This is a genomic window from Acuticoccus sp., assembly GCF_965213555.1.
GTDB lineage: Bacteria > Pseudomonadota > Alphaproteobacteria > Rhizobiales > Amorphaceae > Acuticoccus.
In genome coordinates this window covers 1356356-1369598 of sequence record NZ_OZ243890.1, presented here as the reverse complement: position 1 = coordinate 1369598, position 13243 = coordinate 1356356, and the positions used below count along the sequence as shown (strand labels likewise).

10 protein-coding genes are annotated in these 13243 nt (G+C 71.7%); 8 read left to right on the top strand and 2 right to left on the bottom strand.

Annotation, left to right across the window (positions count from 1 at the left end; genetic code table 11):
- Positions 1 to 64 precede the first annotated feature (64 nt).
- From bamA to lpxB, 6 genes are all read left to right on the top strand, one after another.
- Positions 65 to 2392: an outer membrane protein assembly factor BamA gene (bamA, locus tag ACOOE8_RS06685; RefSeq protein ID WP_420394060.1), complete on the top strand. Its 2328-nt coding sequence runs from the start codon at positions 65 to 67 to the stop codon at positions 2390 to 2392.
- Positions 2393 to 2471: 79 nt separating this feature from the next.
- Positions 2472 to 3521 (top strand): UDP-3-O-(3-hydroxymyristoyl)glucosamine N-acyltransferase, encoded by a 1050-nt coding sequence (gene lpxD, locus ACOOE8_RS06680; protein ID WP_420394059.1) that lies wholly within the window; start codon positions 2472 to 2474, stop codon positions 3519 to 3521.
- 47 nt (positions 3522 to 3568) lie between these two features.
- The gene (fabZ, locus tag ACOOE8_RS06675) at positions 3569 to 4048 is read left to right on the top strand and encodes a 3-hydroxyacyl-ACP dehydratase FabZ (protein ID WP_420394058.1); all 480 of its coding nucleotides are present in this window, start codon (positions 3569 to 3571) and stop codon (positions 4046 to 4048) included.
- A gap of 2 nt (positions 4049 to 4050) precedes the next feature.
- Positions 4051 to 4902, top strand: a complete 852-nt coding sequence (lpxA, locus tag ACOOE8_RS06670) for an acyl-ACP--UDP-N-acetylglucosamine O-acyltransferase (RefSeq protein ID WP_420394057.1) — start codon at positions 4051 to 4053, stop codon at positions 4900 to 4902.
- The gene (locus tag ACOOE8_RS06665) at positions 4899 to 5729 is read left to right on the top strand and encodes an LpxI family protein (protein ID WP_420394056.1); all 831 of its coding nucleotides are present in this window, start codon (positions 4899 to 4901) and stop codon (positions 5727 to 5729) included. Before lpxA ends, ACOOE8_RS06665 begins: the two co-directional genes overlap by 4 nt.
- An 11-nt stretch (positions 5730 to 5740) precedes the next feature.
- Entirely contained in the window at positions 5741 to 6871 is a 1131-nt protein-coding gene (gene lpxB / locus ACOOE8_RS06660; protein WP_420394055.1) for a lipid-A-disaccharide synthase, read from the top strand.
- Positions 6872 to 6874: 3 nt separating this feature from the next.
- Here lpxB and ACOOE8_RS06655 read toward each other — a convergent pair whose 3' ends face one another.
- Complete coding sequence (locus ACOOE8_RS06655) at positions 6875 to 8935, bottom strand: ComEC/Rec2 family competence protein (protein WP_420394054.1); 2061 nt, start codon at positions 8933 to 8935, stop codon at positions 6875 to 6877.
- Between the two features lie 134 nt (positions 8936 to 9069).
- Between ACOOE8_RS06655 and gltX the strand changes: the two genes are divergently transcribed.
- Complete coding sequence (gene gltX / locus ACOOE8_RS06650) at positions 9070 to 10503, top strand: glutamate--tRNA ligase (RefSeq protein WP_420394053.1); 1434 nt, start codon at positions 9070 to 9072, stop codon at positions 10501 to 10503.
- Here gltX and ACOOE8_RS06645 read toward each other — a convergent pair.
- The gene (locus tag ACOOE8_RS06645; RefSeq protein WP_420394052.1) at positions 10485 to 11717 is read right to left on the bottom strand and encodes an MFS transporter; all 1233 of its coding nucleotides are present in this window, start codon (positions 11715 to 11717) and stop codon (positions 10485 to 10487) included. The genes gltX and ACOOE8_RS06645 overlap by 19 nt on opposite strands.
- A 278-nt stretch (positions 11718 to 11995) precedes the next feature.
- Here ACOOE8_RS06645 and gltA point away from each other — a divergent pair, with 278 nt between their 5' ends.
- On the top strand, positions 11996 to 13231 hold the full coding sequence (gene gltA, locus ACOOE8_RS06640) for a citrate synthase (protein ID WP_420394643.1): 1236 nt from the start codon (positions 11996 to 11998) through the stop codon (positions 13229 to 13231).
- Positions 13232 to 13243 lie beyond the last annotated feature (12 nt).

Sequence of the window (13243 nt, the reverse complement as noted above, 5' to 3'; positions counted from 1 at the left end):
TAGCTCGTGCGGGTCGCCCGCTGTCCGGGTGATCATGAACGACGAGCGAGGCAGCGTCCCGACCATGTTCCTTCGTCCGGGCCCCCCACTGCGTCACGCCCTCTGCGCCGCGACGCTGGTTCTCACCGTCCTCATGGGCTTCGTCGGATCGGCGGCCGCCGCCGTGGTCTCGACGATCGTCGTCGAGGGCAACCAACGCGTCGATGACGAGACGGTCCGCGCCTACGTCACGATCGAGCCCGGCGCCTCCTTCGGCCCCCGCGAGATCGACGAGAGCATCGACGCGCTGTTCGCGACGGGCCTGTTCGAGAACGTATCCATCAACCAGCGCGGCGGCACGCTCGTGGTGTCTGTGGTGGAGAACGCGGTCATCAACCGCGTGTCGTTCGAGGGCAACCGCGCGGTGAACGACGCCAACCTCGAAAGCGTCGTCGAGAGCCGCTCGCGCTCCGTGTTCCGTCGCGCCCAGGTGCAGTCCGACGTCCAGCGCATCCTCGAGGTCTACCGCCGTCGCGGCAACTACCGCGCCAGCGTTGAGCCGCAGGTGATCAACCGCGGCGAGGGACGGGTGGACCTCATCTTCGACATCACGGAGGGCGAGCGCACTGAGATCGCGCGCATCTCGTTCATCGGCAACCGCGCGTTCTCCGACAGCCGGCTACGGGACGTCATCCGCACGAAGGAGGCCGGCCTCCTCGGCTTCCTGCGCGCCACGGACACCTACGACCCCGAGCGCCTTCAGGCGGACCAGGAGCTCCTGCGCCGGTACTACTTCAACCGCGGCTTCGCCGACTTCCGCCTCCTGTCGGCGACGGCGGACTACGACCGCGAGCGCAACGCCTTCTTCGTGACCTTCACCCTGGACGAGGGGACGCAGTACGAGTTCGGCACGGTGCGCGTGGACACGACGCTCGCCGACCTCGACCCCGACGAGCTCTCCAGCCGCGTCAAGTCGCGCCCAGGACGGCGCTACTCGGCTGAGAAGATCGAGCGGTCGCTGGAGGACCTGACGCTCGAGGCGAACCGCCAGGGCTACCCGTTCGCCGCGGTGGTTCCCACCGGCGAGCGCAACTTCGAGGACGGGACCATCGACGTGGTCTACCGGGTCGACCAGGGGACGCAGGCGTTCATCGAGCGCGTCGAGATCGTCGGCAACACGACGACGCGCGACTACGTCATCCGCCGTGAGTTCGACATCGCCGAGGGCGACGCCTACAACCGCATCCTCATCGACCGTGCCGAGCGCCGGCTGCGCGCGCTCGGCTTCTTCGAGACCGTGCGGATCTCGACCAGCCCCGGCTCGGCGCCGGACCGCGTGATCGTCACCGTCGCCGTCACCGAGCAGGCCACCGGCAAGGTGTCGTTCGGCATCGGCTACTCGACGTCCGACTCGATCGTCGGCGACGTCTCCGTCGAGGAGCGCAACTTCCTCGGGCGTGGCCAGTACGTGAAGGCCTCCCTCGGCGGCGGCCTGCGCACCCAGAGCGCGGAGCTGTCGTTCACCGAGCCCTACCTGTTCGGCTATCGCCTGCAGGGCGGGTTCGACCTCTACACGCGCCGCCAGGACGACTTCGACGGCCGCGACTACACGACCAACGAGACCGGCGGCGCCCTGCGCCTCGGCGTACCGCTCACCGAGGAGACGGCGGTGCAGGTGTTCTACAACCTGTTCAACCGCGACGTCTCAGTGGACGACCAGGAGTGCGAGAGCGGCGACCTGCCCATCGCCGTGTGCGAGAGCGAGGGCTCGCGCCTCACCTCGCTGATCGGCACGTCGCTGATCTACAACAACCTCGACGACCAGTATAACCCGCGCGAGGGCATCTACGCGAAGGCGACCGCCGAGGTCGCCGGCCTCGGCGGCGACACCTACTTCGTGCGCGGCACCGCCCGCGCGCGTGCCTACCAGGAGCTCGTCCCGGCCTACGGCATCCTCGGCTTCGTCGCCATCGAGGGCGGCGCCATGGAGGCGCTCGACGACGAGCTGCGCATCCAGGACCAGTTCTTCCTCGGCGGCAGCAAGGTGCGCGGCTTCGACCCCACCGGCATCGGTCCGCGCGACGAGCTGACCGACGAGGCGCTCGGCGGGCGGTACTACGTGGCCGCCACGGTCGAGGCGACGTTCCCGGTGCCGTTCCTGCCGCCGGAGGCGAACCTCACGGCGGCGGTCTTCGCGGACGCCGGATCGCTGTGGGGCGTCGACCCGGACATCCGGTCGCGCAACGCCGGTCCCATCGTCTCCAACGACTTCGACCTACGCGCGTCCGGCGGTGTCGGGATCGCCTGGCAATCGCCGTTCGGCCCGATCCGTGCCGACTTCGCGGTGCCGTTCGCCGAGAACGAGGCCGACAAGACCCAGGTGTTCCGCCTCTCCGGCGGCACGAGGTTCTAGCCGAACGGCGCCTTCCGCTGCACTCGTCGGGTCTCGGCCCGGCGAGCGCAGCGCATCAGCCCTCGAGCGGACGCCCGTCATGAGCCGCTTCTTTCCGCCCGCCGACCCGCTCCTCCTCGGCGCCATCGCGGACGCCGTGGGCGCCACCGTGGATGGGACGGCGCGCGAGCGCATCATGTCGGACGTGATGCCCCTCGATACGGCGACCGCCGAGCACGTGTCCTTCCTCCGCAACCCCCGGCATCGTCGCGACCTCGAGACGACCCGCGCCGGCGCGGTGTTCGTGCAGCCCCGCTTCTTGGAGAGCGTGCCGGAGGGCTGCGCAGCGCTCCTCACCGAGCGGCCGGCGAACGCCTTCGGCCTCGCCGCAGCCCTGTTCCATCCCTCCGCCATGCGTCCACGACCGCTCACGAGCCGTGGCGGCGGCGAGGTCGCTTCGAGCGCCATCGTCGAGGAGCCGGGTGGCCTCGAGGCGAACGTCATCGTCGAGGCGTTCGCCGTCGTCGCCCGCGGCGTGGAGGTCGGCCGCGGCTCCGTCATCGGCCCGAACGTCGTCATCGGGCCGGGGTGCACCATCGGTCGAGGCACGGTGATCGGCGCCAACACGACGGTGCAGTGCGCTCACATCGGCGACCGCGTCATCATCCACCCGGGGGTGCGCATCGGCCAGGACGGCTTCGGCCTCGCGCGCACGCCGAAGGGCTACCAGAAGGTGCCCCAGGTGGGCGCCGTGGTGATCCAGGACGACGTCGAGATCGGCGCCAACTCGTGCGTCGACCGCGGCTCGCGGCGCGACACGGTGATCGGCAAGGGCACCAAGATCGACAACATGGTGATGGTGGGCCACAACGTGTCCATCGGGTGCCACTGCGTGATCGCCGGGTGCGTCGGCATCGCAGGCTCGGTGACCTTGGGCGATAGTGTCACAATCGGCGGCGGCTCGGGCTTGCGCGACGGCATCACCATCGGCGCGGGCGCCTCCATCGCCGGCTTCTCCGGCGTCGGCGACGACGTTCCGGAGGGCGCGACCTGGGGCGGCAACCCGGCGATTGACGCCGCACGCTACTTCAGCGAGCGCAAGCAGTACTACCGGCTCTTGCGCTCGCAGTCCGCAGCGCCAAAACCTTGACGATGGTCCCGGGCTGGGATGGCAGTGGCGTGACGGAAAGCGATGTTATGGATGTTGGCACACGGACGGAGAATGCGCCCAAGGCGAGCGTGACGCGCGCCGAGATCGGCGACATCCTCGGCTACCTGCCGCACCGCTACCCGTTCCTCATGATCGACCGTGTGATCAACATCGACGGCGACAACTCCGGCATCGGGATCAAGAACGTCACCTACAACGAGCCGCAGTTCCAAGGGCACTTCCCGGCCGAAGCCGTCATGCCGGGCGTCCTGTTGATCGAGGGGATGGCGCAGACCGCCGGCGTCCTCTGCATGGTCGCGGAGGGGCGTGAGCGGCCCTCGCTGGTCTACCTGATGACCGTCGACAAGGCGAAGTTCAGGAAGCCCGTGCGGCCTGGAGACGTCGTCGCCTACCACATGACCAAGGAGCGTCAGCGCGGCAACATCTGGCGCTTCCACGGCGAGGCGATCGTGGACGACCAGGTGGTCGCGGAGGCGGACGTCTCGGCCATGATCGTGCGCGAGTAGGCGTGGACGAGGCCGAGCGCGAGCCGAGGGTTCATCCGACGGCGATCGTGGAGGACGGGGCGAGCCTCGGCGAGGGCGTGCGCATCGGACCGCACGCCGTCGTCGGCGGTGACGTGACGCTTGGCGACGGTGTCGTCGTGGGCGCCAACGCCGTGGTGTCCGGGCGCACGACGATCGGGGCTCTGACGCGGCTCTTCCCCGGCGCGATCGTCGGCGAGCCACCACAGGACTTCAGCCACCGTGGCGAGGCGACGGAGCTGGCGATCGGCGCGCGCTGCGTCCTGCGCGAGCACGTGACGGTGCACGCCGGCACCGTGCGCGGGCGCGGGCGCACCCTGGTCGGCGACGATGCGTACTTCATGGTGGGCTCGCACGTGGGGCATGACTGCATCGTCGGTGACGGCGTCACGCTGTCGAACCACGTCCTCGTAGGCGGGCACGTGGAGCTCGGCGACCGCGTCCTCGTCGGAGGGGGCACCGCGATCCTGCAGCGCGCGCGGGTCGGCGCCCACGCGTTCGTCTCGGGCCTTGCCGGCGTGACGCGCGACGTGGTCCCTTACGCCTACGTCACCGGCCGCGTCGCCTGGGTGGAGAGCCTCAACCTCGTCGGGCTCAAGCGGCGGGGCTTCGACCGTGCCTCCGTGCAGACCCTGCGGGAGGCCTACGACATCCTCTTCGCCTCGGAGGGCGTGTTCAAGGATCGGCAGGCAGCCCTGCGCGAGCGGCTCGGTCATGAGCCCGTCGTGCGGCCGATCCTCGAGTTCATGGACGCCGCGCCGAACCGACCGTACATGCAGTCGAGGCGGGACGCCCGCGACGCCGTGGCGGTGGACCTTCTCGAATCGGGGCGATGAGCGCGGGGCCGCTCGCCATCCTCGCGGGCGCCGGGGCGCTCCCGTGGGAGGCGGCGAGCGCGCTCGCTGCCCGCCGCCCCGTCGTCGTGTTCGCGGTGGAGGGGGAGGCCGACGACGGCCCGCCCGGCGTGGAAACGCACCGCGTCGGCTACGGCGAGGTCGGCCGCCTGCGTCGGCTCATCCTCGAGCGGGGCTGCGGCGAGGTCCTGATGCTGGGCGCCATCCGTGCGCGGCCGGACTACGCGCGCATCCTGGGTGACGTCGATACCTTGAAGCTGCTGCCTCGCCTGCTGCGCGCGGCCATCGGCGGCGACGACGCCATCGTGCGCAAGGTCATCGCGCTGTTCGAGGAGGAGGGGGTGCGCGTCGTCTCCGTCGCCGAGGCGGTGCCCGAGCTCATGGCGCCGGCGGGAGCGCTCGGTCGGCACCGCCCGCGCGAGGACCACCTCGCCGACATCGACGTCGGCGCGCGCTTCCTCGAAGCGGCCGCGTCGTTCGACGTCGGCCAGGCGGCCGTCGTGGTGGCAGGGCGCGTCGTCGCCGTGGAGGCCGCTGAGGGGACGGACGCGATGCTGGCGCGCTGCGCCGAGCTGCGCCGCGCCCGCCGGTTCGCCGGCGCTCGCGGTGCGGGCGTCCTCGTCAAGCGCGCCAAGGAAGGCCAGGACATGCGCGCCGATGTGCCGGCCGTCGGCGCGGCGACGCTCGCCGGCGTCGTCGCGGCGGGGCTCGGCGGCATGGCGCTCGAGGCGGGGCGCACGGTGCTCGCCGAGCGGGCGGCGATGATCGCCGCTGCCGACCGTGCCGGCGCCTTCGTGATCGCCCGGTGAAGGCAGCGCCGTTGCGGGTCGCGATCCTCGCCGGCGAGGAATCCGGCGATCGCCTCGGCGGGGCGCTGATGACCGCGCTCGCGGCGCGCCGGACCATCGCCTGGTGCGGCGTGGGCGGCGAGGACATGGTCGCCGCGGGGCTCGATCCGCTGTTTGCCCTGCACGAGATCTCGGTGATGGGGATCGATGCCATCGTGCGCCGCCTGCCGGCGCTGCTGCGGCGGATCGCCGAGGCGACCGACGCGGTCGTCGCGTTCCGGCCCGACGTCCTCGTCGTCATCGACGCGCCGGAGTTCAACCATCGCGTCGCCCGTCGGGTCCGGCGCCGGCTGCCGCGCGTGCCCATCGTCAACTACGTCAGCCCGACGGTGTGGGCGTGGCGTCCCGGGCGCGCGCGGGCCATGCGGCCCTACGTCGACCTCGTCCTCGCGCTGTTCCCGTTCGAGCCGGCGGCGCACCAGCGCCTTGGGGGGCCGCCCTGCGTCTACGTCGGCCACCCGCTTTTCGAGGCGATGCGCAGCGTCGGCGAAGGCGCCGCGGCGGGGGACGAGAGCACGCTGCTCGTCCTGCCGGGGAGCCGCCGGGCCGAGGTCGAGCGGCTGATGCCAGTGTTCGGCGAGGCGCTCGCACGCCTCGCACCGGGCTTGCCGGTGGAGCTGCTTGCCGTGCCCCACCTCGCCGCGCGGGTCGAGGCGCTCGCTGCCGGCTGGGCGACGCCGCCGCGTATCCTCGTGGGCGCGGCGCACAAGCGGTCCGCCTTCGCGCGCGCCTACGCCGCGCTCGCGGCCTCGGGCACGGTGACGCTGGAGCTGTCCGCGGCGCGCGTGCCCATGGTCGTCGCCTACAAGCTCGACCGGGCCGCCCGGCTGGTGAAGCGGCTGAACGGCGTGATCCCCATCGTCACCGCGCCGTCGATGGTGCTCACCAACATCGCGATCGGCCGCAACGCCATCCCGGCCTACCTGGAGGAGGAGGCAACGCCCGCTGCCCTTGCCGCCGCGCTGGCGCCGCTCCTTTCGGGCGACCGCGGCGAACGGTGCGCGCAACTCGAGGCGTTCGACGAGTTCGCGGCGGCCATGCGCGTGCCGCGTCCGCCGGCCGACCTTGCTGCGGAGGCGGTGCTGTCGTTGGTCGATGCGTGAGGGTCAGTCGCGCACAACGTCCGCCGGCACGTGCCACCGGCGCACGGCGCCGTAGGGCCGGCCGACGTGCACGCGCCAGCTCCCGTCCCCGTCGCGCCACGCGGCGAACGCGCCGCCCTCGCGCAGCGTCCTGCGATCGACGACGAGTTCGGCCGGACAGCGCCGCGCGACGCCGCTGGTGACGACGACCTTGGCGAGGAGGCAGTCCTCGACGAGCGCGCGCGGTGACGTGCTGCGGGCGAGCGAGCCCGCCCCCAGCGGCAGGGTGCACCCGAGGGGATCGCAGCGGCTGGCCGACAGCTCCTTGCTCGGCGCGCGGGGATCGCCGTCCGCCTTCAGCCAGAGCGCCGCGACGAAGCCGTCCGCGTCGCCCCAGAAGCCGAGCCGACCGTCCGGGCCACGCGCGGCGACGGTGTCGCCGGTCTCGGAGACGATCACGTCGTAGCGCGGGCCGAGCGGCGCGAGGGCGAGGCCCGCCGCGATGGCGAGGAGGCCGAGGAGCCGCCAAGGCGCCGTCAGGACCGCGAGCCACAAGAGCCCCGCGACGGACAGGACCGCGGCGGCCGCCGGCACCGCGCCGGTGAGGCCCGCGTCGCCGGTCCGCTCGGCGGCCCAGCGCGCGACGGCGATGATGACTTCGAGCCCCTCGCCCATCACCTTCAACGGGATCGCCTCGAGCCCGAGCGGCATCAGCGCCAAGGCGATGACGCCCGCAGGCATCGCAAGGAGTGTTAGCACCGGCATGGCGACGAGGTTCGCGACGAGGGTCAACGGCGCCAGCCGGTTGAAGTGGTAGGCGGCAGCCGGCCCGGTGGCGAGCCCGGCGATCAGCGACGTCATGGCGAGCCCGACGACGAACGCGACGAATGGCCGGGCCCACCCCCCGCCGAGGGCGACCCGCCGCGCAGTCCACCACTCGTAGGCCCCGACGAGCGCGATGACGGCGAGGAACGACATCTGGAAGGACGGCTCGGTCACGCTGATCGGGTCCATCAGCATCACCACGACCGCGGCGGTCGCCACGGTCCGCATGGTGAGCGCCGGCCGGTCCGCCAGGATGGCGACGAGCGCCACCGCCAGCATGACGTAGGCGCGCACCGTCGCCACCGAGCCGCCCGACAGGGCGAGGTAGAACGTCGCGGCCAGGAGCCCCACCACCGCCGCCCACTTGCGGATCGGCGCGCCGAGCGCGAGCAGCGGCACGAGCGCGAGGGCGAGGCGGGCCGCCGCGAACACCGAGCCGGCGACGAGCGCCATGTGGAGCCCCGAGATCGCGAGGATGTGACCGAGCCCGCTGACCCGCAACGCCTCCACGTCGGACGGAGGCATCTCGCCGCGCCGACCGACGAGGAGGGCCGCGGCGAACGGGGCCATCTCGCCGAGCGCGACGTCGATGCGCCCCTCCACGTCCGAGCGCAGCCGATCGACCGCCGCGGACAGGCCTCCGTCCGGAGGCGCGAGGCGCGTCGGCGTGCCGTAGGCGAAGCCGGTGGCGCCGATGCCGTCGAAGTAGAGCCGCTGCGAGGCGTCGTAGCCGCCGGGCAGCACCGGCCCTTGCAGCGGGAAGAGCCGCGCCTTGAGGGAGATGGTCTCACCGACCCGCCAGTCCTCACCGCCGCGCACGCTGAGCCGCACCCGGCGGGGCGCCGTCTCTCGAAAGTCTCCGCCGGTGACGCTGACCGTGAGGCTGTGCCGCGCGTCGCCGCGCGCCTCGACGAGGTCGATGCGACCCTCCAGCGCCACGGTGGCCGGCGCCTGGAGCACCGGCGTGCCCGCCACCCTCTCCTGCACGGACAGGGCGAGCGCCCCGGCGACGACGGCGGACACCGCGAGGATCGGGCCGGCGAGCCAGGCGACCCGGCTGCGCCCCACCGCGACCCGTGCCGCGACGAGCGCCGCGAAGAGGCCGGCGAGCGGCCAGGGTGGCGGCGCGACGGGGGACAGCACCGCGGCGAAGATGCCGGCCACCGCCAGCGCCGGCAGGAGAAGCGGGAGCCGGCCGAACGCCACGTCGTGGGCGACGTTGGCGGCGACGGCGCGCAGCGTCGCGCGCCCGATCGCCACGACGTCCGGCTGAGGCTCGCGGCGCCGGCGTGCGGTGAGGGTTCGACCGTCATCCTCGTCCCCCGTGCGGGTCGACGAGCGGGCGCGCCGTTGGCTACATCATCGCCGAGGGCTCCCACACTAGCGTGCATCCGATGACAACTCAATCGAAGGTGGTGACACGGTTCGCGCCGTCGCCGACCGGCTTCCTCCACATCGGCGGCGCACGCACCGCGTTGTTCAACCTCCTGTTCGCGCGCCACCACGGTGGGACCATGCGCCTCAGGATCGAGGACACGGACCGCGCGCGCTCGACGGACGAGGCGATCGCGGCGATCCTCGACGGCCTTGCCTGGCTCGGCGTGGAGGGGGACGGCGAGCCGGTCTACCAGTCCGCCCGCGCCGAGCGTCACGCCGAAGCGGCGCGACAGCTCCTCGACGCCGGTGCGGCGTACCGCTGCTACACCTCCGCCGAGGAGCTCGTCGCCATGCGCGAGCGCGCCGCCGCCGAGGGTCGACCGCCGCGCTACGACGGCACGTGGCGCGACCGCGACCCGGCCGAGGCACCCGAGGGCGTCGCTCCGGTCATCCGGCTCAAGGCGCCGCTGGAGGGCGAGACGGTCATCCCCGACCTGGTGCAGGGCGAGGTGCGCTTCGCCAACAAGGACCTCGACGACCTCGTCGTCCTACGCTCGGACGGCACGCCCACCTACATGCTCGCCGTGGTCGTGGACGATCACGACATGGACGTGACCCACGTCATCCGCGGCGACGACCACCTGACGAACGCCGCCCGCCAGGCGCTGATCTACCGGGCGCTCGGCTGGGACGTGCCGGCGATGGCGCACATCCCGCTCATCCACGGCCCGGACGGGGCGAAGCTGTCCAAGCGCCATGGGGCGCTGGGCGTCGATTCCTACCGCGCCATGGGATACCTGCCCGAGGCCTTACGCAACTACCTGGTGCGGCTCGGCTGGTCCCACGGAGACGAGGAGTTCTTCACGACGCAGGAGATGATCGAGCACTTCGGCCTCGAGGCGGTGGGCCGCTCGCCGGCGCGCTTCGACTTCGTCAAGCTGGAGAGCATGAACGGGCACTACATGCGCCAAGCGGCGCCCGACCGCCTGATGGACGCGCTCGGCCCGGTCGTCGCAGCCCAGCCGGACGCCGCGGAGATCGAGGCCGCGCTCGAGGGCGAGGGACGGGAGCGGCTGACGCGCGCGCTGCCGTCGCTCGCCGAGCGCGCCAGGACGTTGGTGGAGCTCCTCGACAACGCGCGCTTCCTGTGGGCCGAGCGGCCCCTCGCCCTCGAGCCGAAGGCGCTGCAGCTCCTGGAGGGGGACGGGCGGCGCCATCTTGCCGCGCTGCACGAGCGGTTGTCGGCCGTCGATCCCTGGGTGGACGAGGCGCTCGAGGCGGAGGTGCGCCGCTACGCCGACGGGGCGGGCATCAAGCTCGGCCGGGCGGCGCAGCCCCTGCGCGCGGCGCTGGTGGGCCGCACGACGTCGCCCGGCATCTTCGACGTCCTCGCCGCGCTCGGCCGCGCTGAGTCGCTCGGTCGGATCGCCGATCAGGCGGCCACCGGCTGAGCCGGCAGCATCGCCGTCAGCCGCGGCGCCACGAGGGTGAACACCCCCGCCATCACGAGGCACCAGGCCGACAGCGCCAGCGCCTGGCCGGGGAAGGGGACGCCGGCGTCGATCACCGCGCCGGTGATGCCGGGGCCGAGCGCCGTCGCCATCACCATCCCAGCGCTCGCCACCGCCCTCACGCTGCCGAGCCAGCGCGTGCCGTAGAGCGTCGGCCAGATCGAACCGAGCAGCGTCACCGTGAACCCTTGGCTCGCGCCGATGCCCGCGAGCATTGCGAACCAGACCTCCACCCCGCCGGGGATCGCGAGGATCGAGATCGCGGCGGCGAGCGGCAGCAGCGCCACGGGCAGGAGCCGGGTGGGTCCGATGCGGTCCACGAGGGGCCCCGAGGCGAGCGAGCTCGCCACCGACACGCCGGCGTACATCGTGAAGCCGAGCGCCATCACCGAAAGGTCCCAGTCGCGCACGTTGGCGATGTGCACCTGATGGAAGATCGCGCAGGTGCCGATGAACGGCGGCGCGAGGAGACCCGGTAGGACCGCCCAGAACGACCAGTGCCGCACCACCTCGGCCCGGGTCCACTGGCGGCCCAGCAGCCCCGGACTGTCCGTCCCACCGCCCTCGCCCTGCGGCGTGCGACCGTGACGCAGCAGCAGGTGGAGCGACGGCAGCAGCACGAGCAGGATGGCGGCCGCGACGATGAGCCAAGTGCCGCGCCATCCGACGGCACCCAGCACGGCGACGCCGATCGAGGGGAACATCGCCTCGCCGAGCGGAAAGCCGAGCACGGCGACGGCGATCGCCTTGCCGCGGTTCGCTCGGAACCAGCGCGCGATCGCCGTCGTCGACAGGTGGGTCATCATGCCCTGGCCGCAGAAGCGCAGCCCGAACACCGCGAGCGCGAGCATCACGACGTTCTGCGATAGCGCCATGGCGCAGGCGGCAACGGCGTAGGCGAGGAGGACGATGCGCGCCAGCCGCGCGAGCGTCATGGTGTCGGCGAGGCGCCCGAGCTGGATGAGGCATAACGCCGAGGCAAGCGTTGAGACGGTGTAGAGCCCGCCCCACTCGCCGTTCGACAGGCCGAACTCCTCGCGGATCCCGCCGGCGAACAGCGCGATGAAGTAGGTTTGGCCGAACGATGAGCCGAACATGAAGAGCGCGCCGGTGCCAAGCCACCAGGCGTTCCGTCGGTAGAAGCCGAGCCGCATCCGCCTTACCCCCGCCTCCATCGGCCGTCGCGCCAGCTGCGACGCGCACGGCCCTGCCGCGCGCGCGTGGCAGGGTTGCCGGAGCCGGCGCCATCCTTAGGCTTGATGGGGCCGAGCCGTTCCGATAGTGCCGTTTGAGGACGCACGCCGCCTTGCGCGAGCTGCCGCGCGCCCCCGACCATCATCATCATCCGTGTCTCAACAGGGCGGAGCCGACAATGACAACAGACCACAGCGCTCAGTTCGCCGTCGGCACCGACACGGTGGACTACGAGTTGATGCACGGGACCGAGGGCCCGAGCGTCATCAACATCGCGTCCTTCTACAAGGACACCGGGATGTTCACCTACGATCCCGGCTTCACCTCCACCGCGGCCTGCGAGTCGAAGATCACGTACATCGACGGCGACAAGGGCGTGCTGCTCTACCGCGGCTACCCCATCGAGCAGCTCGCCGAGCACGGCGACTTCCTGGAGACGTGCTACCTCCTGCTCTACGGCGAGCTGCCGACGATGGACGAGAAGGCGGAGTTCGTGAACTCCGTCACCTACCACACGATGATCCACGAGCAGATGAACCGGTTCTATGCCGGCTTCCGCCGGGACGCGCACCCGATGGCCATCATGGTCGGCTGCGTCGGCGCACTGTCCGCATTCTACCACGACTCCACCGACATCAGGGATCCTCAGCAGCGGATGATCGCGTCCATCCGCATGATCGCCAAGATGCCGACCATCGCGGCCTGGGCGTACAAGTACTCCATCGGCCAGCCGTTCGTGTATCCGCGCAACGACCTGGACTACTCGGCGAACTTCCTGCGCATGTGCTTCTCGGTGCCGTGCGAGGACTACAAGGTCAACCCGGTGCTCTCGCGTGCCATGGACCGGATCCTTATCCTGCACGCCGACCACGAGCAGAACGCGTCGACCTCCACGGTCCGGCTCGCCGGCTCGTCGGGGGCAAACCCGTTCGCCTGCATCGCGGCGGGCATCGCCTGCCTGTGGGGGCCGGCGCACGGCGGCGCGAACGAGGCGGCGCTCCACATGCTCGAGCAGATCGGCAGCGCCGACCGCATCCCAGAGTACCTCGACCGCGCCAAGGACAAGGACGACCCATTCCGCCTGATGGGCTTCGGTCACCGCGTCTACAAGAACTACGACCCGCGCGCCCGCATCATGCAGAAGACCTGCCACGAGGTGCTCGGCGAGCTTGGCATCAAGGACGACCCGCTGCTCGAGGTCGCCATCGAGCTGGAGAAGATCGCGCTCAACGACGACTACTTCGTGTCGAAGAAGCTGTACCCGAACATCGACTTCTACTCGGGCATCACGCTGCGTGCGCTGGGCTTCCCGACGACGATGTTCACCGTGCTGTTCTCCGTCGCGCGCACGGTGGGCTGGATCGCCCAGTGGAAGGAGATGGTGGAGGACCCCTCGCAGAAGATCGGTCGTCCGCGCCAGCTCTACACCGGCGCCGCGCAGCGCGACTACACGCCCATCGCCCAGCGTCCCTGACCTCCGGCGGAG